This window comes from Acinetobacter sp. F9 (genome assembly GCF_019195275.1).
Taxonomy (GTDB): Bacteria; Pseudomonadota; Gammaproteobacteria; order Pseudomonadales; family Moraxellaceae; genus Acinetobacter; species Acinetobacter pseudolwoffii.
Genome location: NZ_CP078068.1, coordinates 445,416 through 471,332 on the forward strand (window position 1 = coordinate 445,416; position 25,917 = coordinate 471,332).

Annotated in this window: 25 protein-coding genes; 18 read left to right on the plus strand and 7 right to left on the minus strand. The window is 42.9% G+C overall.

What is annotated here, in order from left to right; genetic code table 11:
* Nucleotides 1-109: 109 nt before the first annotated feature.
* Nucleotides 110-307: a hypothetical protein gene (locus tag KT990_RS02015; protein WP_218209047.1), complete on the minus strand. Its 198-nt coding sequence runs from the start codon at nt 305-307 to the stop codon at nt 110-112.
* A 233-nt stretch (nt 308-540) separates the two neighbouring features.
* Here KT990_RS02015 and KT990_RS02020 point away from each other — a divergent pair, with 233 nt between their 5' ends.
* The gene (locus KT990_RS02020; RefSeq protein ID WP_218209048.1) at nt 541-1,071 is read left to right on the plus strand and encodes a pyridoxamine 5'-phosphate oxidase family protein; all 531 of its coding nucleotides are present in this window, start codon (nt 541-543) and stop codon (nt 1,069-1,071) included.
* Nucleotides 1,072-1,313: 242 nt separating this feature from the next.
* On the opposite strand, the gene KT990_RS02025 is transcribed toward KT990_RS02020, so the two are convergent.
* The 3 genes from KT990_RS02025 to KT990_RS02035 all read right to left on the minus strand — a co-directional run bounded on the left by KT990_RS02025 (nt 1,314) and on the right by KT990_RS02035 (nt 5,382).
* Nucleotides 1,314-2,960 carry an AMP-binding protein gene (locus tag KT990_RS02025; protein WP_218209049.1) on the minus strand — a complete coding sequence of 549 codons (1,647 nt, stop codon included), beginning with the start codon at nt 2,958-2,960 and terminating at the stop codon, nt 1,314-1,316.
* A gap of 267 nt (nt 2,961-3,227) precedes the next feature.
* Nucleotides 3,228-4,364, minus strand: a complete 1,137-nt coding sequence (locus KT990_RS02030) for an acyl-CoA dehydrogenase family protein (RefSeq protein ID WP_100355343.1) — start codon at nt 4,362-4,364, stop codon at nt 3,228-3,230.
* A gap of 247 nt (nt 4,365-4,611) precedes the next feature.
* On the minus strand, nt 4,612-5,382 hold the full coding sequence (locus KT990_RS02035; RefSeq protein ID WP_005097220.1) for a 3-hydroxyacyl-CoA dehydrogenase: 771 nt from the start codon (nt 5,380-5,382) through the stop codon (nt 4,612-4,614).
* A gap of 137 nt (nt 5,383-5,519) precedes the next feature.
* On the opposite strand from KT990_RS02035, the gene KT990_RS02040 reads away from it, so the two are divergent.
* Entirely contained in the window at nt 5,520-6,542 is a 1,023-nt protein-coding gene (locus KT990_RS02040) for an AraC family transcriptional regulator (protein ID WP_180085866.1), read from the plus strand.
* Nucleotides 6,543-6,769: 227 nt separating this feature from the next.
* Nucleotides 6,770-7,123 (plus strand): hypothetical protein, encoded by a 354-nt coding sequence (locus KT990_RS02045; protein ID WP_005170516.1) that lies wholly within the window; start codon nt 6,770-6,772, stop codon nt 7,121-7,123.
* 172 nt (nt 7,124-7,295) lie between these two features.
* Here KT990_RS02045 and prmC read toward each other — a convergent pair whose 3' ends face one another.
* The gene (gene prmC / locus KT990_RS02050) at nt 7,296-8,114 is read right to left on the minus strand and encodes a peptide chain release factor N(5)-glutamine methyltransferase (RefSeq protein ID WP_005097223.1); all 819 of its coding nucleotides are present in this window, start codon (nt 8,112-8,114) and stop codon (nt 7,296-7,298) included.
* Entirely contained in the window at nt 8,114-9,202 is a 1,089-nt protein-coding gene (gene prfA / locus KT990_RS02055; RefSeq protein ID WP_005097224.1) for a peptide chain release factor 1, read from the minus strand. Before prfA ends, prmC begins: the two co-directional genes overlap by 1 nt.
* A 346-nt stretch (nt 9,203-9,548) precedes the next feature.
* Here prfA and KT990_RS02060 point away from each other — a divergent pair, with 346 nt between their 5' ends.
* From KT990_RS02060 to KT990_RS02075, 4 genes are all read left to right on the plus strand, one after another.
* Entirely contained in the window at nt 9,549-9,980 is a 432-nt protein-coding gene (locus KT990_RS02060; RefSeq protein WP_005097225.1) for a glycine zipper 2TM domain-containing protein, read from the plus strand.
* 233 nt (nt 9,981-10,213) lie between these two features.
* A complete protein-coding gene (locus KT990_RS02065; RefSeq protein ID WP_005097226.1) occupies nt 10,214-10,666 on the plus strand; it encodes a hypothetical protein in 453 nt (150 codons plus the stop codon).
* Nucleotides 10,667-10,821: 155 nt separating this feature from the next.
* Nucleotides 10,822-11,826, plus strand: a complete 1,005-nt coding sequence (locus tag KT990_RS02070; protein ID WP_005097228.1) for an LLM class flavin-dependent oxidoreductase — start codon at nt 10,822-10,824, stop codon at nt 11,824-11,826.
* A 297-nt stretch (nt 11,827-12,123) separates the two neighbouring features.
* A complete protein-coding gene (locus tag KT990_RS02075) occupies nt 12,124-12,687 on the plus strand; it encodes a hypothetical protein (RefSeq protein ID WP_005170508.1) in 564 nt (187 codons plus the stop codon).
* 233 nt (nt 12,688-12,920) lie between these two features.
* On the opposite strand, the gene KT990_RS02080 is transcribed toward KT990_RS02075, so the two are convergent.
* The gene (locus tag KT990_RS02080; protein ID WP_005097231.1) at nt 12,921-13,757 is read right to left on the minus strand and encodes a pyruvate, water dikinase regulatory protein; all 837 of its coding nucleotides are present in this window, start codon (nt 13,755-13,757) and stop codon (nt 12,921-12,923) included.
* 154 nt (nt 13,758-13,911) lie between these two features.
* On the opposite strand from KT990_RS02080, the gene ppsA reads away from it, so the two are divergent.
* The 11 genes from ppsA to dnaB all read left to right on the plus strand — a co-directional run bounded on the left by ppsA (nt 13,912) and on the right by dnaB (nt 25,893).
* Nucleotides 13,912-16,290: a phosphoenolpyruvate synthase gene (ppsA, locus tag KT990_RS02085; RefSeq protein ID WP_005097232.1), complete on the plus strand. Its 2,379-nt coding sequence runs from the start codon at nt 13,912-13,914 to the stop codon at nt 16,288-16,290.
* Nucleotides 16,291-16,690: 400 nt separating this feature from the next.
* Nucleotides 16,691-17,485, plus strand: coding sequence for an RDD family protein (locus KT990_RS02090; protein WP_218209050.1), 795 nt, complete (start codon nt 16,691-16,693; stop codon nt 17,483-17,485).
* A gap of 300 nt (nt 17,486-17,785) precedes the next feature.
* On the plus strand, nt 17,786-18,889 hold the full coding sequence (gene cyoA, locus KT990_RS02095) for a ubiquinol oxidase subunit II (RefSeq protein ID WP_005097235.1): 1,104 nt from the start codon (nt 17,786-17,788) through the stop codon (nt 18,887-18,889).
* A gap of 3 nt (nt 18,890-18,892) precedes the next feature.
* Nucleotides 18,893-20,881 carry a cytochrome o ubiquinol oxidase subunit I gene (cyoB, locus tag KT990_RS02100; protein ID WP_005097237.1) on the plus strand — a complete coding sequence of 663 codons (1,989 nt, stop codon included), beginning with the start codon at nt 18,893-18,895 and terminating at the stop codon, nt 20,879-20,881.
* A 4-nt stretch (nt 20,882-20,885) separates the two neighbouring features.
* Complete coding sequence (cyoC, locus tag KT990_RS02105) at nt 20,886-21,503, plus strand: cytochrome o ubiquinol oxidase subunit III (RefSeq protein WP_005097238.1); 618 nt, start codon at nt 20,886-20,888, stop codon at nt 21,501-21,503.
* Nucleotides 21,503-21,829 carry a cytochrome o ubiquinol oxidase subunit IV gene (locus KT990_RS02110; RefSeq protein WP_005097239.1) on the plus strand — a complete coding sequence of 109 codons (327 nt, stop codon included), beginning with the start codon at nt 21,503-21,505 and terminating at the stop codon, nt 21,827-21,829. The genes cyoC and KT990_RS02110 overlap by 1 nt, the downstream gene beginning before the upstream one ends.
* A gap of 10 nt (nt 21,830-21,839) precedes the next feature.
* Nucleotides 21,840-22,718: a heme o synthase gene (gene cyoE / locus KT990_RS02115; RefSeq protein ID WP_218209051.1), complete on the plus strand. Its 879-nt coding sequence runs from the start codon at nt 21,840-21,842 to the stop codon at nt 22,716-22,718.
* A 433-nt stretch (nt 22,719-23,151) separates the two neighbouring features.
* On the plus strand, nt 23,152-23,538 hold the full coding sequence (gene rpsF, locus KT990_RS02120) for a 30S ribosomal protein S6 (RefSeq protein ID WP_004278789.1): 387 nt from the start codon (nt 23,152-23,154) through the stop codon (nt 23,536-23,538).
* A gap of 12 nt (nt 23,539-23,550) precedes the next feature.
* Nucleotides 23,551-23,778 carry a 30S ribosomal protein S18 gene (gene rpsR, locus KT990_RS02125; protein ID WP_005097242.1) on the plus strand — a complete coding sequence of 76 codons (228 nt, stop codon included), beginning with the start codon at nt 23,551-23,553 and terminating at the stop codon, nt 23,776-23,778.
* 9 nt (nt 23,779-23,787) lie between these two features.
* Nucleotides 23,788-24,234 (plus strand): 50S ribosomal protein L9, encoded by a 447-nt coding sequence (gene rplI / locus KT990_RS02130; protein WP_004645413.1) that lies wholly within the window; start codon nt 23,788-23,790, stop codon nt 24,232-24,234.
* Between the two features lie 216 nt (nt 24,235-24,450).
* Nucleotides 24,451-25,893: a replicative DNA helicase gene (dnaB, locus tag KT990_RS02135; protein WP_100329595.1), complete on the plus strand. Its 1,443-nt coding sequence runs from the start codon at nt 24,451-24,453 to the stop codon at nt 25,891-25,893.
* Nucleotides 25,894-25,917: the final 24 nt, after the last annotated feature.

Here is a 25,917-nt window from a genome sequence, read left to right on the forward strand (position 1 = left end):
ATACATAAATCTATAATGGCTTGGCCAGACTGGCGCCAAATAGCATAGCAGCTAAATGTCCGCTATCAAGCCATAGCCACTGTGCTATAGCAGGGTTTTTTGAATGACTTCAATTCAGGAATTCCTGCATATAGTTTCTGGTTAAAAGATATGTCAGCTCAAGCTCATCAAGCTCATCAAGCTCATCAAGCTCATCAAGCTCATCAAGCTCATCAAGCTCATCAAGCTCATCAAGCTCATCAAGCTCATCAAGCTCATCAAGCTCATCAAGCTCATCAAGCTCATGATAATCAGATGGTACGGCCATTGCTGTGTCCACAAATAATGCCGATCGAGAATTTTCCCTGTAGGTAAAATCTGTTCTAGTTATGCGCTGTGTAAATATTGCGGGCGTGTTTAGCGCTTTTGTAGTCTCTCCCTGTATTTGAGTATGAAAATGTATGAGTTCAGTGAGAGCCAAAGTATCTGTGCCTAAATATGATTAATCTGAAAATACCAAGCGATCTTTTCCGCTTTCATAAAATCGTATGGAGAACATACATGACCGAACATAACAATACCCCACATGACAATCGTGAAACCTTATGGGAATTAATTAAGGATGTGCGTTATACCATGATCAGCCATTTGACTGACACGCATGAAATACATTCCCAGCCAATGACCATGCTCAATTCCGAGCAGATGAATGAACGCCAAAACTTATATTTTATTCTGCGTAATACTAATGATCTGGTCAAAGCAGCAGAAAGCGGACGCGGTCAGATTGGTCTGTCTTTTGCAAAACCGTCAGATGGTATTTATGTTTCGATCAGTGCCCATGCCCAGATCAGTACCGATCGTATTCTGATTGAACAGTTGTGGAATCCGTGGGCAGAAAACTGGTTTGATGGCAAGGATGATCCAACTGTACGGGTCCTGATTGCCGAAGCGGTCAGCGCAGAATACTGGAATGTGACCGACAATAAAGTCACCCAGCTTTTTAAAGCCTTAAAAGGCGGCGTTACCGGTGAAGCGGGCGAGCCGCATGCTGATCATCAAAAAGTGAATTTACAGGGTAATATCTGGTAAATAACAACATTTAGCCTTTTAAAATCAAGAGGCTAAATTTTTGATATATTTCATTTAAAAATTAGATGTAATTTTACTGTAATGACATAAAATATTAGTTTAATTTACTATGTTAGAAATATAATTCTGGATAAAGCAGTTTAATACCTGACTCAACTTTAACCCGAACAAGATGATTCCTCAAAAACCAAAGGCTGCATTCACAGCCTTTTAGTATTCAATTAAAAGATTCATTTTGAAAATTAACTGACCTGCTTCATCTGTTGGAGTTTGGCAATTTCCTGCTGTTTAAGTAAATTACGCTGAATCTTGCCACTCGATGTTTTAGGCAAAGATGTCACAAACTCGATCTCTTTGGGATATGCATGTTTGGATAAACGGGAACGTACATAGCTTTGCAGTTTCAACATCAAATCCTCGGTCGCAGGATAAGCCGATTTAAGCACCACAAAGGCTTTCACAATTTCTGTTCGTTCCGGATCAGGTTTGCCTACCACGGCGGACTCAAGCACTTCTTCACATTCAAGCAAGGTACTTTCCACATCAAACGGCCCAACCCGATAGCCCGAAGTTGTAATGACATCGTCTGCACGCCCGATAAAATCAATACCGCCATATTCATTCAGCTTCACGGTATCGCCAGTTAAATAATACTGCCCGACAAATGACTTGCGGTTGTGTCCGGCATAGCCTTCAAACCACATTAAAGGTGAAGCTGAACAGTCTATTGCCAAGGTTCCAATCCCGCCTTTTGCGACTTCTTGATGTTCTTTGTTCAATACCGCAAAGCGATGCCCAGGAATGGCAAAACCAGCTGAGCCGACTTTTTTATAATGCTCTAAAGCATGATGATTGGCAATCACCATACCCAGTTCAGTCTGTCCATACTGATCATAAATATTCACATTTAAATCATGATTGAACCACTGAATCACCTCGGGTGTAAGCGGCTCACCTGCACTGCTGACGACACGTAAATATGAGCTAATGGCTGCATCAAATTTTTCTTTAAAGCCAAAGAACATGCGAAATGCAGTGGGTGAACCGGTCAGATTACTGACCTGATATTTTTGAATGATGTGCACAGCGTTATCGACACTAAAACCGCGCTCATCCATGATGATGCTATGCCCTAAACTGAGCGGCCCTGCAATGCCGTAATACAATCCATAGGCCCAACCCGGGTCTGCCAGATTCCAGAAAGAATCTTCATCTCGCAGATCTACAGCATGCAACATATAGCCTTTAAAGGCCAATAACGCTTTTAAAGGTACAGGAACCGATTTTGCCAGACCTGTGGTACCTGAAGTAAACATCATCAGAAAGATATCATTAAAGTGGCCACTCACTGGCTCAAACTCTTCTGACTGCTGCTTTAACTCGGTCCAAAAGTCAGCATCCGGATAATGATCTGCCACTGCCTGATGTACGGTCAGAATATTTGGAATATTCAGATCATGCAGTTTCAAGCGCTGCTCTTGATCGGTGACAATCAGTTGAGTAGCGGCTGTACTCATACGATGCTCAATTGCTTTACTTTCAAAGGCAGTGAACAAAGGCTGATAGATAGCACCGATCCGCCAGGTGGCCAAAATAGTAATTAAGAGTGCAGGTGTTCTTGGCAGTAGTCCAGCTATACAATCTCCTGCTTTTAAACCCAGAGAATGCATATAATTGGCCAGCTGTCCTGAAGCAGTTGCCAATTGTTCAAATGTCCACTGCTCTGTTTGACCATTTTTGCCTTCCCAGATCAGTGCGGTTCGGTTTTGGCCAAGGTAACGTCCACAACATTCAGTATAGGCATTGATGGACTCTGCATTTCCAGCCAGATGTTCCTGAACCATATTTTCAAAATTGAAATCAACATATGCTTGTTCTAGTGTCTTCATGACGACAACCTCTATCCTGTTGTATTTTTCAGGCGACCTTGCCTGAGTGTGTCCACTTATCGTTGTTGTTCCTGCTGATTCCATCAGCATAGTTTCTTCACATCTAATTCATGCCTGATGACTAAGACATGAATCATGCTGCTTTATTTATCTTCTGCGTACTGTCTGTCTTTAGCTAATCAGGGTTGCTTGATCCTGGCAATTTCCATATCCATCAACCGAAATGCCAGATTTGAATATCGACCAAAATCTATTTTTTAATCAAAATCAACGTTGACAGACTTCACGCGCAATCACCAAACGTTGAATATCCGATGCACCTTCATAAATTTGGCTCACGCGCACATCACGGTAAATACGCTCTACTGGAAAATCAGAGACATAACCGTAGCCACCATGAATCTGAATCGCATCGGAACAGACCCGTTCTGCAATGGTTGATGCAAACAGTTTTGCCATTGAGGCTTCTTTTAAGCAGGCTAAACCAGCATCTTTTAAAGTTGCCGCATGCAAGGTCAGCTGACGTGCCGCTTCAATTTGTGTCGCCATATCTGCCAGCCTGAAAGCCACTGCCTGATGCTGCACAATTTCTACACCAAAGGCTTTACGTTCATTGGCATATTCCACCGCTGCATCCAGCGCAGCCCGAGCCATCCCGACTGATTGTGCTGCAATACCAATACGACCAGATTCAAGATTGGACAAGGCAATTTTGTAGCCTTCACCTTCCTGACCCAGCAGGTTTTCCACCGGAATCCGGCAGTTATCCAGAACAATCGTCGCGGTATCGGAACAATGCTGACCCATTTTCTCCTCTAGGCGTGACACGATATAACCCGGTGCATCGGTCGGTACCAGAAAACATGAAATGCCTTTTTTCCCTGCCAATTTATCTGTCACAGCAAAGACTAATGCGATCTGTGCATGTTTGCCCGTGGTAATAAACTGCTTGGTGCCATTAAGTACCCATTCATCGCCATCACGTTCGGCCCTACATTCTAAAGAACTGGCATCTGAACCGGCCTGAGGTTCTGTCAAGCAGAAACAACCCAGCCATTCACCGGTGGCCAGTTTAGTTAAATACTGCTGTTTCTGTGCTTCGGTGCCATAACGCTGGGTAATCCCACAAGGCAAAGAATTCTGCACACTAATAATAGTCGAAATTGCCCCATCTCCTGCGGCAATTTCCTCAAGTGCCAAAACCAGAGAAACATAATCCAGACCTGCACCGCCCCATTCTTCAGCAACGGTCATACCCAGTGCGCCAAGCTCACCCAGTTCTTTGAGTTCTTGTGCAGGAAATTGTGCTGTTTTATCGCGTAAGGCCGCTGTTGGTTTCAGTTTCTGCTGCGAATAATTGCGCATCATGTCCTGAATCATTTTTTGTTCATCATTTAAAATCATTGAACTTCCCTTTCTATATCTATTTTATTTACTTCAAGCTTTTTACTATTGAGATCGTTGGAACGTCAGTTAAGGCGGCATGGATGTCGCCTGCGAAACTGAGATACAGGGATGTATCTTCAGTTTCGCAAAGGATTTTTGTTTCTTTTGATCCTTCAAAAGAAAATGCATGCTTAAACAAAGTCATTTAAATTCAATGAGAAACTGGCAGCTGTGCAAATCATCATGTCCTATATAAATCGAAGACTTATTTAGGCTGCATGCGAATCGCGCCATCCAGACGAATCACTTCACCATTTAAATAGCTATTTTCAAAAATATGCCCCACCAGCTGGGCAAATTCCTGAGGTTTAGCCAAACGTGATGGGAATGGCACCATTTGTCCCAAAGCATCCTGAACATTTTGCGGCATACCTTTTAGCATCGGGGTTTCCATAATGCCCGGGGCGATGGTCATCACTCGAATGGCTTCACGTGCCAGTTCACGAGCCAAAGGTAAAGTCATCGCCACCACTGCACCTTTGGAAGCAGCATAAGCGGTCTGGCCAATTTGACCATCATAAGCGGCGACCGAAGCGGTATTTACAATCACGCCACGCTCTTCTTCACCAGATTGCAGTTCATATTTTGCAATTAACGCCGCTGCATGACGTAGCATATTAAATGTGCCATTCACGTTAATATTCAGCACTTTTTGGAACATCGCCAATTCATGAATACCGTTACGCCCCAGCACTTTGGCAGAAGGTGCAATACCTGCGCAGTTGATCAAACCATTCAGTTGAGCATACGCATTTTCGACATGTGCAAAGAACGTTTCTACGGCCTGCTCATCGGTGACATCTAGCTGTACAAATTCAGCCTGCTCACCCAGTTGTTGCTGTAATGCCTCACCCTGCTCTTGATTCATATCGACCAGAATCACTTTGGCACCGTGTGCAACCAGATGCGTGGCTGTCGCTGCACCCAAACCCGATGCTCCCCCGGTAATCACAACGACTTTTCCCTGAATTTTCATATTTCTTCCCTGATAATTTTCTATTTGAGATACGACTTAATATGCAGAGTAAACAGAGTTTTTATTCTGTACAATTTCCAAATATTGCATCTTGCCTGAGGTATTTGGACAATAAAAATGAGGATGTCACACTGAACATGCATAAGCCTGCACTGGAATATAGCAAAGGGACTATTTCGATCGACTTGGTCAAGGAAGCCTTGCTCGATGCCAAACGATTAGAATTTGATATCTCTACTATTCTGAAAAAAGCCAATATTCCAGCCGAAGTACTCAATGCACCTCAAGCGCGCGTGTCGGTAAGCCAGTTTGCCCAATTATGGACAGTGCTTGCAGACAGCATGAATGACGAATTTTTTGGCATGGACAGTCATGCCATGCGCCGTGGCAGCTTTAAATTGCTTTCAAAAATGCTTATGCAGGCAGATACACTAGAAAGGGCGCTACAACACATTTTGCAATTTCTCAACTTGATTCTGGACGATCTGCAAAGCACGCTTCTCGTTGAGGAACACTATGCCTATATCGTGATTTATGATTTAAAATCTACAAAACGCATGTTTAGTTATGCGACCTATCTGATGCTGATTCATACCTTGATCTGCTGGTTAAGTGGACAACGGATTTTGCTGAATCAGATTCAATTAAAATGTCCTGCACCACTCGATGATTTTGATTATAAAGTCCGTTTTTGTGAACAGATTGAATATCAGGCCAATGAAAACTATGTGCAGTTTGATGCAAGCTATCTGCAACTGCCGATTAAGCAGGATGCTCAATCCTGGTATCAGTTTATTCAACAAACGCCTCACAATTTATTGGTGCGTTTTAAAAATCCTTATGCACTCAGCACCCAGATTCGCAGACAGCTTCTGCAAGTTTCACCGTCAGAATGGCTAGAACTGAATGATCTTGCCTCAAAAATGAATATGTCCGAGGCGACCATGCAACGGCGTTTAAAAAGCGAAGGGGTCAGCTACCAGCAATTAAAAAATGAAATACGCCGGGATACCGCAATCGAATTATTGACGCGTACTGAGCAAAGCTTGCAAGACATCAGTGACCAGCTCAACTTTCAGGAATCCAGCGCCTTTCATCGTGCCTTTAAGAAATGGACTGGAGTCAGTCCGGGAGCTTATCGTCAAAACAATATTAGATAATTTATATAAAATAATACTTAAAAAATATTAATAAAATTTTATTGAAACTTAAGTTCATATTTTTACTGTGATTATAAATTTCAAGCCCTGCAGCATATGTTAGCAGGACTACACAGTCATCCAGAAAGCTTTGCAATTCATCTGAAAATAGCTTACTTTTCACTCAATTTATAGCACTTTGCTATTAGCTGTACTCCCAAATTTTCTCCTAAGTTGAAGGTATTTTCATGTTAAAGATGACTGATGTTCTTGAACAGAATCTTGTTCAAAACTTCGCCAATGCTTTAGTTCATTCAGCTGATCAAATCTCTGAACAGCTTAATCAAGCTATTTTAAGTGCCTCTGACTCAGCGCTTAAAGATGTTGTGGTTCAGTTCTTTAACCGTGTTGATGCAACTGAAACTGCGGCAGCCTTAGAAATTCCGGCAGATCGCATTGTCGCCCTGCAACAAGGTATTGCGCTCAAAGATGAACAATACTTGGCAGATACCGTGAAAGTTGTAGCGCTTTGTCTGGCAATGGAAACCGGTGGCTTAGATCAAGTCGAAGTCTATGACTGCCTGCAAGACTATCCGATGTAATTCTTTTAAAGAATTTAACAAAAGTGATGCTCTGGCATCACTTTTTTCTTTATAGGATAGTAATAGAATGTCATTAAAAATACTGGATATTTCAGATGTTAATCTAAGAATTTAAAAAACCAAAAAAAAAGCGACCAAATCGGTCGCTCTTTTCATAAAGAAGGATTAAAAATTAATGCGGCCACTGACCCAAAGTCACCCGATCATTACCGCCATAATCTTTTACGGTACGGACCTTTTTATAACCGGCCTGCTTAAATAGATGCTGCACGGCATCAGCCTGATCATAACCATGCTCAAGCACCACCCAGCCATTGACGGTTAAATGCTTTTTGGCCTGAATAATAATGTCTTCCAAATCAGCCAAGCCCTTTTTATCCGCAACCAGTGCACGTTGCGGCTCGGTCGCCAGATGCTGCATATGTGCATCATCCGGATCGATATACGGCGGATTTGAAGCAATCACATCAAAGAACTGACGGCCAAATGGTTTCAACCACGAACCCAGAACGAATTCTACATTCTCAATATCATGTTGTTCTGCATTATATTTGGCTACTTCAAGCGTAGGCGCATAAATATCTGATGCAACAATCACCCATTCAGGACGCTCCGATGCAAGCGATAAGGCAATTGCACCTGTGCCTGTACCCAAATCCACCACACGGGCATCTTCAGGCAAATCTAACTTTAACACGGTTTCAACCAGCACTTCAGTATCAGGACGCGGCACCAACGTATCTTTGCTGACTTTCAGATCCAAAGTCCAGAATGGTTGTGAACCGGTGACATAAGCCAAAGGTTCACCGGCAGCAATTCGTGCCAGACCATCCTTATAAGCTTGTTCCTGCTCAGGCGTCAATTCCTGATCTTTTTTCATCAACAGATCAAATGAATCAATCTTGGTGATGTGTTCCAGCAACCAGGCATTTTCCTGACGCTCATAACTTTCAGCTTCACCGCGTAAAGCCAGCGCTTGTAAAATATTCATTATCCACCATTCTGCTGTGCAAGCATGGCCAACTGATCGGCCTGATATTCGCGATGCAGGCTGTCCAGCAATTCGGTCAAATCACCTTCCATGACCGCATCCAGCTTGTATAAAGTCAGGTTAATGCGGTGGTCGGTCATACGACCTTGAGGGTAATTATAGGTACGAATACGTTCTGAACGATCCCCTGAACCAACCAGATCACGACGCATTTCAGAGGTTGCAGCATCGGCAGCAGCCCGTTTGGCATTTTCTAAACGAGACACCAAAAGTGCCATCGCTTTGGCTTTGTTTTTGTGTTGCGAACGTTCATCCTGACACTCCACTACCGTGCCTGTCGGTAAATGGGTAATACGTACCGCAGAATCAGTTTTGTTAATATGCTGACCACCAGCACCTGAGGCACGGTAAGTATCAATCCGCAAATCCGAGGAATTGATTTCTACCGAAGTATCGACATCGACTTCCGGTAAGATCGCAACGGTACAAGCAGACGTATGTACACGACCTTGCGATTCGGTTGCTGGCACACGTTGTACACGATGCGCACCACTCTCAAACTTCAAGCGACCATATACACCGTCACCATTGATCAGGCAAATCACTTCTTTATAACCGCCGTGTTCACCTTCATTTTCTGACAGGATTTCAATACGCCAGCCTTGATTTTCTGCATATTTACTATACATGCGATACAGATCACCCGAGAAAATCGCTGCTTCATCGCCGCCGGTTCCGGCACGAATTTCCAGATAAGCAGAGTTGGCATCATTTGGATCTTTTGGAATCATCAGAATATTCAGGTCTGATTCAAGCGCTTCAATCAAAGCTTTATTTTCTTTGATTTCCTCTTGTGCCATTTCCTTAAAGTCCGGGTCCGACAACATGGCCTGAGCTGTTTCAATATCTTCTTCAGCCTGTCTGTACTTGCTCCAAACGCTGGTGATTTCTGTCAGGTCATTATGCTCACGCGACAGCTGACGAAAACGTTTATTGTCTGAAATTACTTCTATATCAGCCAATAATGCTGTCAGCTCTTCGTGGCGGTCAGAGAGTTGGTCTAATCGTAAACGTAACGATTCTTTCATTTTTTAAAAAATCTCAAAACATAGGCTGCAACTAAAAACCGATTTAGCACAGCGAAATCAAAAAATTGCGCCTAGTTTAACGATTCTGGCTTCTAATGAACATCATTATTGAGTAAGTCCACGCCGCTATCATTCTCTCTCGGCAGCATTTGTTAACAAATAAGATTAAAAATAGTGGAATTGCCTTTTTTATAATCGATCTTATGCTTATTTCTTGCAGATTTTACAATTCATCAAATAAAGCAGTAAATTATGGAGAAACATCTTCATATTATTCTGGGCATGATTTGTTACATTTTCCACATCGAAATAAATACAGTCCTGTTAATGGACACGGAGTGATGACATGAAACTCAACGCACTTTTAATGAGTACAGTTTTAGCTGCTGGTTCAATGATGGCGGTAAATGCACATGCAGACAGTACAGCACGTGTTGCAGCAGCAAGTGCCTTAGGTAGTGTTGCAGGTACAGCCCTAGGTAAAAACATGGGCGGCAATACTGGCGCTACACTTGGCGCAGCCTTAGGTGGTGCAGGCGGCGCAGCAGTGGCAAGTAGCAAAAAGAACCGTACTGAATCTGCAATCGGTGGTGCTTTGGGTGGCGGTGCAGGTTATACCGTAGGTAAAAACATGGGCGGCAGCAATGGCGGTTATATCGGTTCAGCCTTGGGTGCTGCCGGTGGTGCTGCATTAGGTAACAAGATTTCCAAAGACAAAACTGCAGAAAAAGCCAAATCACGCCACTACAAGAAAAAACGTCATTACCGTTATAACTGATCAATGCGTTAGACCTCAGACATTCGTCATTAAGAGCACCTTCGGGTGCTTTTTTTATGCTTTTCAAACACAGTCAAATTCATGTAATACATAAAATTATTCACTCAAAATCATGAATAAATTAAGGAGATAAAAATCACAATTCGTCAACACGGCCTTCATGCTGTTTGACGCTTGCTAGATTAAATTGATCTTATCAACAAATACAGCTAGATATACGAAAAGGTGTACTCATGAACTATAAATCTCTAATGATCGCTGTTGTAGCAACCTCAGCCATGGGTATGACAGCAGCCAATGCCGGTAATACCACCAATACAGCTTTAGCTTCAGCACTTGGTGGTGTGGTTGGTGCAGCCGTGGGTAATAAAATGGGTGGTACAACCGGTGCAACCATCGGTTCTGCGATTGGTGGTGGTGCTGGTGCAGCTGTTGCGGCAAACAAACGTGACCGTAATGGTGCGATTATCGGTGGTGCCCTCGGTGGTGGTGCGGGTTATGCAGTCGGCCGAAACATGGCGGGTACCAATGGCGGTTATATCGGTGCAGCACTAGGTTCTGCGGGTGGTTCAGCACTGGGTAAAAAAGTCAGTGAGGATCGCCGTTATGATGACCGCTATGACCGTCGCTACAGTTCAAAAAACTACCGCACGAATGACTATCGTTACAACAACCGTCGTCGTTAAGGCTGCACTCTCTAAGCTTCCCTCCTTAAATAAGCATCTTCGGATGCTTATTTTTTTGCCTGTTATTTTCGTTTACACTTATATCGATTTTTTTCGATATACAAATACAATGCAAAGTCGTATGCTTTTAGTCATGTCTATTTAAGAGTAATACGATGCGTACACTTAACGATACCCGGTTCTCTATCCTCGAACTGGTTCCTGTTCGTGACGATAAGACTATTCAATTCGCGCTGAACCACGCGCTGGAGCTTGCCCAGGCAGCAGAACAACTGGGTTATAGCCGAATGTGGCTGGCAGAACATCACAATATGGATGGCATTGCCAGTTCAGCCACAGCCGTTCTTTTAGGCTATTTACTGGCGAACACCAAAAGCTTAACTTTAGGCTCAGGCGGGATTATGCTCCCGAATCATGCGCCGCTGGTGGTGGCTGAGCAATTCGGAACTTTAGCGACCTTATATCCAGATCGTGTTGAACTCGGTCTGGGCCGTGCTCCTGGAACTGACCAGATGACCATGCGTGCCCTGCGCCGTGGCCGTCAGGAAACTGAAGATCAGTTCCCGCAAGATATTCTGGAAATTTTGCAATATTTTAAAGATCCAGAGCCGAATCAGCGTATTGTTGCGACTCCCGGTCAAAGCACGCATGTTCCGGTCTGGCTACTCGGATCGAGTCTGTTCAGTGCACAACTTGCAGCAAAACTTGGCCTGCCTTATTCTTTTGCTTCACATTTTGCCCCGCGTATGCTCGGTCAGGCGATTCAGCTGTATCGTGAAAACTTCGAGCCTTCCGAATACTTGGATCGACCTTATGTTTCAATGGGTGTACCGACCTGTGTGGCAGATAGCGATGAAGAAGCAGAATATCTGGCGACCAGTGCCTATCAGCGGGTTTTGTCATTGATTCGTGGTCAGACCTTAAAACTGAAAGCGCCGATAGATTCAATGGACGGTCTATGGTCACCTGCGGAAAAAATGTCAGTCGATAATTTCTTTGCCATGGCACAGGTCGGCTCCAAAGCAACTGTGAAAGCTGGGCTGGAATCACTTTTAGCCAGATATGATGTTGATGAGTTTATCTTCACTTGTGACATCTATGACACTGACAAGCGTCTGCATAACTTTGAGCTGTTGATGCAGCTTAAAAACGGGCAATAAATGAAAGCGACATCTACCTATTCTCAGCAATGGGTAGATGTTGTATAACTTTCAAATAAAATAGCAACAACCTGTTTAACGCCTTCATCCAAACTTTTTCTATTCATTCTTCTCTCTTACTTAACACCACCGCTTTTTAATCATATTTATCTCCCCTGACTTAGAAAAAAATAAGCCGCTGTATTTCTGTCAAATAGATGACTGTCTAAGTTAAATTTTCTCCTTTACCCTGCTTCTGGTTTTTGTTTATATCTAGGACAAAGAAAATCAATTATTAAATAAATTCAAGGAAGTCTAATGGCCACCAAGCAAGATCTACACGCTGGCATTTTTGAAAATCATCCCGAACATTTCCAGCTGTTTACCGGAATAAATATCGCTTCTTCCGAGCTTATGCAGCTGGATTATTCAAACAAAGATATTGCAATTATTGGCACAGACCAGTTTACCGTTACCCAGCTGGATAAAATTAGTCAACATGCCGGTTCGGTGAAAGTTTTTCAGATTAATCCTGCTTTTGTGCTGCCAGGGTCAGACCGCATTCTGCAACGCATTATTAATCATCCATTGATTGGTAAAAATCGCCGTCTATTTAACAACCGGATTAAGAGTCTGCTTTCCCTCAGATTTCTGGAAAATCAGGTACAAAACCTGTGGCTAAGACGCCAGTTAATGCCAAATCTTGCATCTTCTCCTAACACCTATCTCAAGTCAGATCATTATTATGCCGCGCTACAGCGGGAAAATTGTCAGCTGATTACCTGGCCAATCCTAAAAATTACTGAAAACAGTATTTGCTGTATCAATGGAGATCAGCATCAGGTCGATATTATTATTCATACTTATTTAGCAGAAGAATAAGCTACGTTGGCAACTCAACATGAAAAATTGATGAAATCTAGAACTCTACATCTAGGATTAATAGTGTACTTATTCAACAAATTGATTAAATAACGCTCTTTTGTATTTTTAATTATGATACTTGATATTTTTTAAATTTATAAAAATCATATATTATTTCTATAAATAAGCACTTATTGGTATTTTTTAGCTATAAAACAGAGCCAAATCAAAGTTTGGCTCTGTTTGGCTTTTTAGCCAATTCGACGTTTTAAACCCGTCATTTGCAAGACACGTGTCGAGATTTCTTCAATCGACATTTCAGAGACATTCAGGTACTTGATTCCTTCCGAAATGTAGATTCCTTCAATGGCACGCAGCTCCATCTGGCACTGGCTAAAGCTGGCATAACGACTATTGGCCTTACGTTCAGTGCGAATCGCGACGAGACGGTCTGCATCAATCATCAGACCAAACAGCTTGTTTTTATGCGGACGCAGTACCGCTGGCAAGCGATTATCGTCCAGATCTTCTTCTGTTAGTGGATAGTTGGCCACCCGAATACCAAATTGCAAAGACAAATAAATAGAGGTAGGTGTTTTACCCGAACGCGACACCCCAATCAGAATCAGATCGGCTTTATCATAATGACGCGTACGCGCGCCATCATCATTGTCCAAGGCAAAATGTACCGCATCGATACGGGCTTTATAGGAGGCAGTATCAGTCACCGCATGGGTTTGACCGACTAAAGTTGTAGGCAACACCTGCAACTCATCCGACAACTTGCTAATAAGCCCTTCAAATACATCAAGATTTACGGCATTTGCGGTATTAATAATCTCCCGCACATAAGGGTCGACTAAAGTATCAAAAACCAGTGGTTTTTCACCGTCTTGCAGAGCACGCGCATTGATCTCTGCAACCACACTGGTTGCGGCTTCTTCAGAGCTAATATAAGGGATAATATGAATGTCAAACTTTACATTTGGAAACTGCGCTAATAGTGAGTGTCCAAGCGTTTCAGCGGTAATTGCCGTGCCATCCGAGATAAAGAAAACACTACGCTGAATTTGTTTACCTTCTGACATTAAAATTCTCCTCCACCATTTGTCTTAGTGCTATATAATCTTTATAGTAAACCGATCTTACATGACTGTCGCTTAGTAAAATCAAAAACCTAGATGATTTGCTATACTCTCATGCCAAGATAGTGATTAATACTGCAAAAGTGGAGTAACAACTTTGGAAGCGCGCGTAATTGGTCTGGAAAAATTAGGGAAGCACGACGTTGAACTCGTGGGTGGGAAAAACTCATCCTTGGGCGAAATGATCAGCCACTTATCCAATGCTGGTGTATCGGTGCCAGGTGGCTTTGCAACTACAGCTGAAGCATATCGTGAATTTCTCGAGCAAAGTGGCCTAAACGCTAAAATTAATGCAGAGCTTGCAGCACTAAATGTGGATGATGTGAATGCTCTTGCTGAAACCGGTGCAAAAATCCGCCAATGGATTGTGGATACTCCACTTACCTCTGAATTAGAACAAGAAGTTCGTACAGCATTTGCAGAACTTTCTAACGGCAACCCTGATATCGCGGTTGCCGTTCGTTCATCAGCGACAGCAGAAGATTTACCAGATGCTTCTTTTGCTGGACAGCAAGAAACTTTCTTGAATATTCGCGGTATTGATAACGTGCTTATCGCGATCAAAGAAGTTTTTGCATCTTTATATAATGACCGCGCAATTTCTTATCGTGTCCATCAAAACTTCGCGCATGACGTGGTTGCCCTTTCAGCAGGGATCCAACGTATGGTTCGCTCTGAAACGGGTGCTGCAGGTGTGATGTTTACCCTGGACACTGAATCAGGCTTCCGTGATGCAGTGTTTATTACCGCGTCTTATGGTTTGGGTGAAATGGTCGTTCAAGGTGCAGTCAACCCTGACGAATTCTATATTTCTAAACCGCTGTTAAATGCAGGCCGACACGCGATTTTACGCCGCAACTTGGGTTCTAAACACCAGAAGATGATTTATGGTGAAGAAGCTTCTGCAGGTAAATCAGTGGTTGTCGTAGATGTAGAAAAAGCTGAGCGTCAACAGTTCGCTCTAAACGACCAAGAACTCCAAGAACTTGCCAAACAAGCGCTGATCATTGAAAACCACTACGGTTCTCCAATGGACATCGAGTGGGCAAAAGATGGCGATGATGGAAAAATCTACATCGTTCAGGCACGCCCTGAAACAGTAAAAAGCCGTGAAAATGTCGGCACCATGGAGCGCTATCTGCTCAAACAACGTGGTACTGTGATCTGTGAAGGTCGCTCAATCGGTCAACGTATCGGTTCTGGTAAAGTCCGTATCGTGACTTCAATCAAAGAAATGGACAAAGTACAAGACGGTGACGTGCTGGTATCTGACATGACTGACCCGGATTGGGAACCAGTGATGAAACGTGCTGCTGCGATTATTACCAACCGTGGTGGTCGTACCTGTCATGCTGCAATCATTGCACGTGAACTTGGTGTTCCTGCGATTGTAGGCTGTGGTAATGCCACTGAAGTACTGGTTGACGGTCAGGAAGTGACTGTGTCTTGCGCTGAAGGTGATACGGGCTTCATCTATGAAGGTGCGCTGGATTTCGAAATCCAAACCAACTCGATCGAATCAATGCCTGCTCTTCCGTTCAAAGTCATGATGAACGTCGGTAACCCGGATCGTGCATTCGACTTCGCGCAAATTCCAAACGAAGGGATTGGTCTTGCACGTTTAGAATTCATCATCAACCGTATGATCGGTGTGCATCCTAAAGCATTGTTGAATATTGACAGCTTGCCACGTGAAACACGTGCTGCTGTGATGGCGCGTACTGCTGGTTATGCTTCTCCAATCGAGTTCTATGTAGAAAAACTGGTTGAAGGTATCTCTACTCTTGCTGCTGCATTTGCAGATAAACCAGTGATCGTGCGTATGTCTGACTTTAAGTCAAATGAATACGCAAACTTGATCGGCGGTAAGTTGTACGAGCCAGAAGAAGAGAACCCGATGCTGGGCTTCCGTGGTGCAAGCCGCTACGTGTCTGACAACTTCCGTGACTGCTTCGAGCTTGAATGCCGTGCATTGAAAAAAGTTCGTGATGAAATGGGCTTAACCAACGTACAGATCATGATTCCATTTGTGCGTACTGTGGCTGAAGCAAAACGTGTGATCGAGTTATTGGAATTGAACGGTCTTAAACGTGGTGAAAATGGTCTTAAAGTGATCATGATGTGTGAATTACCAACCAACGCATTGTTGGCCGATCAATTCCTTGAACACTTCGATGGTTTCTCTATCGGTTCAAACGACCTGACCCAGCTAACGCTTGGTCTAGACCGTGACTCTGGTATCGTATCGCACTTGTTCGACGAACGTGACCCTGCTGTAAAAGCGCTTCTTGCTCTTGCAATCCAGGCATGTCACCGTGCAGGCAAATACGTGGGTATTTGTGGTCAAGGTCCTTCAGACCATCCTGATCTTGCGAAATGGCTCATGGAACAAGGCATTGAGTCTGTATCTTTAAACCCGGATTCAGTCCTGGATACCTGGTTCTTCCTGGCTAAAGAAAAAGTGGCAACTGCATAATAGATTTTAAATAAAAAAAGACCCTTTCGCAGGGTCTTTTTTTTATGGGATGAATATTCTTTTATATTTCAAAACGCTCTTCTGAAAGTTTTAAAAATATAAGTTTTTGTATTTTGTTTCTCCACATTCAAATTGTAATGACAAACAAATGCCAACAGTAAAATCATTTTTAAAGGGCAATAATTAAAGCGAATCGGATATGTTGAATGATGCACTCAAACCACCCGATCCTTGTTACACTGTTTTTGATTTGAAGCATTTTCTTCATAAATAGGATTGAAAATACTCAATTTATCTATAATCTTAACGATAAGATGGTGTTTGTTTTCAAAATAGAATTCAATACAATCTTAATTCAACCTATTATCAGTTCAAATTTATATATTGAGATTCAGTCTATATGCAGATTTACTTGGCACGAAACAATCAACAAGCTGGTCCATATACGCTCGAGCAATTAAATCAAATGCTTGCCAATCAGCAAGTCATGCTAACTGATTTGGCATGGCATCAAGGCATGGCAGAGTGGAAAGCTTTAGGTGAGCTTACCCAGGGAAAATCGGTATATCAACCTGAGGGTTATGTCGCACCAACCGCAACACCTGACACGCCTTTCCAGAACAACCCGCCTATAACAGTGTCTGGTACGCAACCACGCACCCAAGTAACTACGCAAAAAAATACACTTGCCAGTATTCCCAGCCGTATTCTGGCCAAAATTGTAGACGTGTTACTCTGGTTACCAGCGACTTTTATTCTGACTGGATTCTTCACCCCTGAACAGGAAGTCCGCTTTGCAGAATTGAACCAAGAGTTCATGAATGTGATACTCAACAGTGATGCTGATCCTACCATGGCGCAGCAACTGCAAACCCAGATGTTTGAGATGTTTTCTCAACAAGCCTGGATTGCAACTGCGGTCTATTTACTGATCATGCTGGTGATTCAAGCCTACCTTATTGCCAAATCTGGGCAAAGTATTGGCAAAAAAATGACGAAAATCAAAATTGTAGATGCTGAATCTGGTGAGAAAGTTAGCTTATTACGTGCCTTCACCATTCGTAGCGTATTCTTTATATTTCTGAATATCATCTTCATGCCCTTGAGTTTAATGATTGACTGGGCCTTCGGATTGGGTAAAAAACGTCAGACCCTGCACGATAAACTGGCAAAAACTCAAGTGGTAAAACAATAATTTTGAATCACTTAAAATGGGATGATATTCATCCCATTCTTTCTTACATAACTTTGAAATTGAAATAAAATTCCTATAAATATTCCTAAATCCCGAGCAACAAAATCGGTTTTTATTACAGGCATTTAAAGCGGCTTTAGATATAGCTTAGTTCGTCAATCTCAGGCATAATGCCCTACAACGTAGCGGTGTATTATGATTAATAGGATGTTTTGTAAAAATCAGCCTTTTTCGTCATGTGCACTTTAATCGCTATCCCATATTAAATTAGGGAATGGGACTCTTCACCGAGGTTGTAAAATGAGACAAACGATTTTAGCTGTATTGTCTTTATCTGCGATGACTGCACTCTTGACCGGGTGTGGTGGTGATATGGTACTTCTGAACTCTAAAGGTCCAGTTGCAGCAGGTCAAAGTAACCTGATGATGACTGCGATTTACTTAATGCTGTTGGTGGTTATTCCATCAATCATCATGGCATTATGGTTCGGTTGGAAATATCGTGCATCGAATAAAGACGCAGACTATAAACCTACATGGACACACTCTACTGCAATTGAAATTGTAGTATGGGGTATTCCTGTCATTATTATTGGTATTTTAGCTTGGTTAACTTGGTGGGGTTCCCACAAGTATGACCCATACCGTCCAATTGAAGCAGATAAAGCACCATTAACTGTTCAAGTTATTGCTGAACAATTTAAATGGATCTTCATCTATCCTGAGCAAAACATTGCAACAATTAACGAATTGCGTTTCCCAGAGAAAACTCCGGTAAGCCTTCGTATCACGTCTAACTTCACGATGAACTCTTTCTTCATCCCGGCGTTAAGTGGTCAGATTTATGCAATGGCAGGCATGCAAACTCACCTTAACTTCTTAGCTGATGAAACGAGTCCAGCTGAAGGTTATCGTGGTTTCTCTTCAAACTATTCAGGCTATGGCTTCTCACAAATGCGCTTCCGTGCACATTCTGTGACTGATGCTCAATTCGCTGAATGGGTTGCTGCAGTTCAATCAGGTAATGGTACTTCAGTAAATCCTGTTGCAGTTCAAAAAACTGTTTTAGACCAAGCTGAATTTGCGACCTTACGTGACGGCAACCGTTCACAAAAACAAATTGATGCAATGGTTCGTAATGCAAGAACAGATTTAGAGAAACGACTTGCTGAAACTGCACAAGCAGAAGGCCCATATAAGACTCAGCCACATCCTGTGACTTATTATTCTTCTGTCGAGTCTGGTTTGTTTGAATCTGTGATTCACAACTATATGAGTAACTACCACGGTGCTGATCATACAGCTCCTGTAGAAGCTGCAGCGACTGATGCTGTTGCTCAGGAAGCATCTGCTTCTGAAGCTCATGTAGCAGGTGAACATGCGACTGCTTCTCAAGGAGAATAAGACATGAGCTTCTTAGGTAAGTTAGGTCCAGATGCAATTCCTTACGATCCAATCGTATTGGCAACTGTTGCAATGATGATCTTGGGTGCTATCGCAGTTGTTGCTGGTATTACCTACTTCAAAAAATGGGGCTACTTGTGGAACGAATGGTTCACATCTGTAGACCATAAAAAAATTGGTATCATGTATATCTTCGTATCTGTGATCATGCTGGTGCGTGGTTTCGCCGATGCGATCATGATGCGTCTTCAGCAGTTCCTTGCAAAAGGTGGCGGCGAAGGTTATTTACACCCTGAGCATTACGACCAGATCTTTACCGCGCATGGCGTGATCATGATCTTCTTCGTGGCAATGGGTCTTGTAGTTGGTTTAATGAACATCTCTGTACCGCTTCAAATCGGTGCACGTGACGTTGCATTCCCATTATTGAACTCACTCAGCTTCTGGTTATTTGCCGGCGCTGCGGGTCTGATGATGGTTTCACTTGCGTTAGGTGAATTCGCTGCAACAGGCTGGATGGCATACCCTCCACTGTCAGGTATCGAATATTCTCCAGGCGTAGGTATGGACTACTACATCTGGGCACTGCAAATTTCAGGTCTAGGTACGCTATTAACGGGTGTTAACTTCTTTGTTACCATCATCAAAATGCGTGCGCCTGGCATGAAACTCATGGAAATGCCAATCTTTACCTGGACATCTTTATGTACAGCGGTATTGATTATTGCTGCTTTCCCGGTGTTGACTGCAACAATTGCAATGCTAACGCTTGACCGTTACTTCGATTTCCACTTCTTTACAAATGACCTGGGTGGTAGCCCAATGTTGTATGTAAACCTGATTTGGACTTGGGGTCACCCAGAAGTGTATATCTTGGTATTACCAGCATTTGGTATTTACTCAGAAGTTGTTGCGACTTACTCGCGCAAAGCATTGTTCGGTTACAAATCCATGGTGTATGCAACAGTAGCAATCACAGTATTGTCATTCGTTGTATGGGTTCACCACTTCTTTACTATGGGTGCAGGTGCCAACGTTAACGCGTTCTTCGGTATCATGACCATGATTATTGCGATTCCTACAGGTGTGAAGATCTTCTCTTGGTTGTTCACCATGTACAAGGGTCGTATTGTTTACACTACCCCAATGCTATGGACACTTGGTTTCCTTGTGACTTTCGGTATCGGTGGTTTAACAGGTGTATTGATGGCAGTTCCACCAGCGGACTTCCTGGTACACAACTCTTTATTCCTGATTGCTCACTTCCATAACGTAATTATTGGTGGTGTAGTATTCGCGATGTTCGCAGGTATCATCTTCTACTGGCCGAAAATGTTCGGTTGGAGACTGAATGAAACTTGGGGTAAAGCAGCATTCTGGTTCTGGTTCTTCGGTTTCTACTTTGCATTCATGCCACTTTATATCCTTGGTTTCATGGGTATGACTCGTCGTTTGAATACATTTGACAACCCAGACTGGGATCCGTATGTAAATATTGCAATGTTTGGTGCAGTTCTGATTGCACTTGGTATTGTATGTTTCGTGATGCAAATTGTGGTTGGTTTCCTACAACGTGACCAACGTCTAGATTTGACTGGCGATCCATGGGATGGTCGTACGCTTGAATGGTCGACATCTTCTCCTGCTCCGTTCTATAACTTTGCTCATCTTCCAAAGATCAATGGTATTGATACTTTCTGGGTTGAGAAAGAAAATGGTGTTGCATATGCAAAACCAACGAAGTATGAAGATATCCATATGCCAACGAATCGTGCTGCTGGTTTCGTTATCGCGATGTTCATCACTGTAATGGGCTTCGGTTTAATCTGGCACATCTGGTGGTTAGTAGTTGTTACGTTCATTGCTTCTATCATTAGCTTCATCGTGTCTTCTTTCACCAAGAAAGTGGATTACTATGTTCCTGCTGCTGAAGTTGAGCGTATTGAAAACGAACGCTATGCGATTCTTGAAAAACACTTGAAGAAGGACTAAGACAATGGCTGAAGTACTTCATCACGATAACCACGGACACGATGAGCATCATCACGATGATACTGACATCACCGTCTTTGGTTTCTGGACTTACTTGATGAGTGACCTTGTCCTGTTCGGTACACTCTTCATTGCGTTCGCTGTTTTAAGTAGCCACATTCCTGTGGGTACTCCAAGTGCGAGAGACCTGTTTGGCGACTCTTTAGGTTTCGTTCTGACTGAAACCTTCGCTCTCTTGATCTCTTCTGTAACCTTTGGTTTTGCAGTTCTTGCTGCATACAAAAAAGACGTTGCAAAAGTACTGACTTGGTTAGCGATTACTTGGGTATTCGGTGCTATCTTCATCGGCATGGAACTATATGAGTTCAATCACTTAGTTCATGCGGGTCACGGTCCAAGCACAAGTGCGTTCTTATCTGCGTTCTTTACCTTGGTAGGTACGCACGGTATTCACGTAACTTCTGGTCTAGTCTGGATGATCGTGTTAATGGTTCAAATCAAGAAATATGGTTTGACTCTTGCAAACACGCGTCGTCTAGCTTGCCTAAGCTTGTTCTGGCACTTCCTTGACATCGTTTGGATCTGTGTATTCAGCGTAGTTTACTTGATGGGAGTTCTGTAATGAGTCACGATCACAACTCAGCTGGTGCATCACACGGTAACGTTAAGCAATATACAATTGGCTTCGTACTTTCTGTCATCCTTACCGTAATTCCATTCGGTATGGTGATGGCAGGCGGTTTTGAACGCGGTATCTTGATTGCAGTAATTGCGATTACTGCGGTTGCTCAGATTCTTGTGCAGTTAATTTACTTCCTGCATATGAACTCTTCTTCAGAGCAACGCTGGAACGTGATTGCGTTCGTGTATACCATCTTAACCATCGCTATTCTTTTAGTAGGTTCTGTATGGATCATGAATTACCTACACTACAACATGATGATCTAAACTGGTCGTCATGTTGAAAAAGTATTTATTCCTGACTAAGCCAGGAATTCTCTTCGGTAACTTTGTTACCACTTTGGGTGGCTACTTCGTAGCCACTCAAGGTTCTGTAGATTTCCTTCTCCTGCTTATTACCCTTCTCGGTACTACGCTTGTCGTAGCATCAGGATGTGTGGTCAACAACGTGATTGACCAGGACATCGACAAAAAAATGCAGCGCACACAAAATCGTGCTCTGGTCATCAAAACCATCTCTGAACCTGTTGCCCTGGCTTTTGCTCTGGTCTTAGGCCTCATTGGTTTTAGCATTTTATGGTTCTGGGTAAATGCGTACGCTTTTCTTTTCGCGGTGATTGGTTTTGTTGTATATGTTGGTTTCTACAGCCTATGGACAAAACGAACCACAATTCATCAAACTGTAGTCGGCAGTATTTCTGGTGCAGCTCCGCCTGTCATTGGTTATACCGCTGTGGCCAATCAATTTGACCTGGGTGCATTACTGATCTTTTTAGGTTATGCGTTGTGGCAAATGCCTCACTCATGGGCAATTGCGGTTTACCGCTTTGATGATTACAAAAATGCAGGCATTCCCATTTTGCCTGTGGCGCGCTCGATTCATCGTACCAAGATCGAATCACTTTTGTATGTGGTGTTATTCACCCTGACCATGAATGCATTATTTGTATATGGCTATGCCAATTGGTTGTATGCAGTCATTTTAAATCTATTGTGCATTTACTGGTTGTATATCGGTGTCATTGGATTTAAAGCTGAAAATGATCAGCTTTGGGCAAAGAAATATTTTCTGTTCTCTGTCATCCTGATTACCGTGATCAGTATTGTATTTAGCTTTACTTCAACTGCGCCATCTACACAGATAGTATTTTTTTAAAAAGATAGAGAGTTCGCCTCTATCTTTTTTTATTTTGATTTTATCCCCCCGCTCCGAGCATCTGTTTGCAGAATCAAAATTTCAGCTTTAAGCGCTCGTCCCCTCCTTTCTTATCTTCTGTGAAATTCACTCATTTTTGTTTTAGAGTCACATTCATAGGTTTAGGCCAATTCCTGCCTAGAAAGAGTCGGTTGATATGATCAACAGTATATTTAATAAATTTAAGCAGTTTAAGCCTGATTAAAAATATAACGATTTTTTGATAAGAGAATCTGGCAATAGATATAATTTCACAAAAATGGCTTATCTGGTTGAAATTATCCTCGAAAATCTCTACAATTCACCCTTCGCAAACACTGCGACACAACCTTGGTTGTGACTCCTTGCTTCAATTTACTTAAATTGGGGCTGTCCAAACCGTAAGGAGCTGACAATGCGTCATTACGAAATCGTACTTTTAGTACACCCTGATCAAAGCGATCAAGTCGTTGGTATGGTAGAACGCTACCTAACTCACATCAAAGAAGCTGAAGGTCAAATCCACCGTCTTGAAGACTGGGGCCGTCGTCAATTGGCTTACCCAATCAACAAGATCCACAAAGCTCACTACATTCTTATGAATGTTGAGTGTGGTCAGACTACTCTTGATGAGCTTGAAGAATTGTTCCGTTATAACGATGCAATCATTCGTAGCCTTATCATCCGTCGTGAAAACGCAATCACTGAAGAGTCACTATTGGCGAAAAGTGCTGAAGAAAAACGTGCGCGTAAAGCTCAACGTGAAGAAGCACAACACGCTCAAGACTCTGCTGAAGCTTAAGGAGAACATAACATGGCACGTTTTTACCGTCGTCGCAAGTTCTGCCGCTTTACAGCTGAGAACGTTACGTACATCGACTACAAAGATATCGACACTTTAAAACAGTACATCACTGAAAACGGCAAGATTGTTCCTAGCCGTATTACAGGTACTAAAGCTCGTTACCAACGTCAATTGGCGCTAGCTATTAAACAAGCTCGCTTCTTGTCTTTGATCCCTTACACTGACAATCATAAGTGAGGTTGAGCTGTGGATATTATCTTATTACAACGCATTAAAAACCTAGGTAAACTAGGCGATAAAGTATCAGTTAAAGCTGGTTATGGCCGTAACTTCCTTATCCCACAAGGTATGGCAGTTGCTGCAACAGAATCAAACACTGCTGCTTTTGAAGCTCGTCGTGCTGAACTTGAGAAAGCTGAAGCTGATGTTTTAGCTGCTGCTCAAGCACGTGCTGACCAATTGAACGAAGTAAATATCGTAATCACTGCGAAAGCTGGTGACGAAGGTAAACTATTCGGTTCTATCGGTACTCGTGACATCGCTGACGCGTTGACAAATGCTGGTCTAGAAGTAGACCGTGCAGAAGTACGTCTTCCAAATGGCGCACTTCGTCACACTGGCGAATTTAACATCGCAATCCAATTGCACCATGATGTTACTGCAGAAGTTCTGGTTACTATCGTAGCTGAGTAATTTCTCGCCTCAAAAAGAGCATGCGAAAGCATGCTCTTTTTTTATCTATAAAAAAATGACAGGTATCTCCTGCTTAAAAATTATTTTATTACCCATACAAATGAAAATTTACCCTTCGCATTTGATTTCAGAACGCGTATGATTTCATGTCGTAGTGAATAAAAGCTATTCATCTCCGATAATGTTTAACCATTGTATTTAAAATCAGGGATTTATATGTCACAGGCGAATGCCAGCAAAAAGCCGACCAGCGCTAATATCGAAATCAGTACTGAGAACAGCAATCTCAAGGAATTTCGTACTCCACCGCACAATTTAGCGATTGAACAAGCCGTACTTGCTGCATTAATGACCGTTGCCGAATCTTTTGAACAGGTCGGTGATGTGCTGACTGAAAATGATTTTTATGCGACCCGACATAAATATATTTTCCGCGCCATTGATCAACTCTCTAAAGAAAACTCACCTTATGATGCGGTACTGGTGCATGACTGGCTGATCAAGCAGAACTTGCTGGATGCCATTGGTGGTGAAGAATATCTGATGCAGCTCATGGCAGACTCGCCATCGAGTTTCTACAACCTGGAAACCTATGCAGGCAAAATTAAAGAATTCTCCACCCTGCGCAGCATGATTAAAGTCAGCTCTGAAATTTTACAAAATGCCTATGACACCAAAGGCCGTACCGTCAGTGAAATTCTGGACTTGGCTGAAACCAATATTTTCTCGATTGCAGAACAACATAATAACAATGCCAAGGCGCAAGGGCCTAAACCGATTAACTCTGTCGTTGCCGATGTTTTTGATAAATTGAATGAATTATCACAAATGGAAGGTAGCATTACCGGTCTAACCACAGGTTTTGTGGAGCTGGATAATAAAACCTCAGGCATGCAATCCGGCGACCTGATTATTGTCGCGGCGCGTCCGTCCATGGGTAAAACCACCTTTGCCATGAACCTGGTCGAAAGCGTTTTATTTAATAACAACCTGCCGGCGCTGGTCTATTCCATGGAGATGCCAGCGGATTCGATTGCCATGCGTTTGATTTCATCGTTTGGCCGTGTGCATCAGGGGCATTTACGTGCCGGTAAAATGGACAGTGATGAATGGTCTAAAGTGACCAGTACCATTGTGCATTTACAGGAAAAAAACCTGTATATCGATGATTCCTCTGCCCTGCCACCAACTGAATTACGTTCCCGTGCCCGTCGTATTGCCAAAATGCATGGTGGCAAACTCGGCTGTATCATGGTCGATTATCTTCAGTTGATGAAAGTACCCGGTATGGGCGACAACCGTGTCGGTGAGATTTCGGAAATTTCACGAAGCTTAAAAGCACTGGCTAAAGAAATGCAGTGCCCTGTCATTGCACTTTCCCAGTTAAACCGCGCCCTGGAAAACCGCCCCAATAAACGCCCGGTGATGTCCGATTTACGTGAATCCGGTGCAATCGAGCAGGATGCCGATTTGATCATGTTCATTTACCGCGACGAGGTTTATAACAAGGAATCAAAGGAAGCCGGCACTGCTGAAATTATTATTGGTAAGCAGCGTAACGGCCCGATTGGTACGGTACGTCTGGCTTTCGAAGGTCAATATACCCGTTTTAGTAATCTCTCACCTGAGTTTTATGCTCAGTATGATGATGAAGAGTAAACAAGCTCAATCATCAGATTTCCA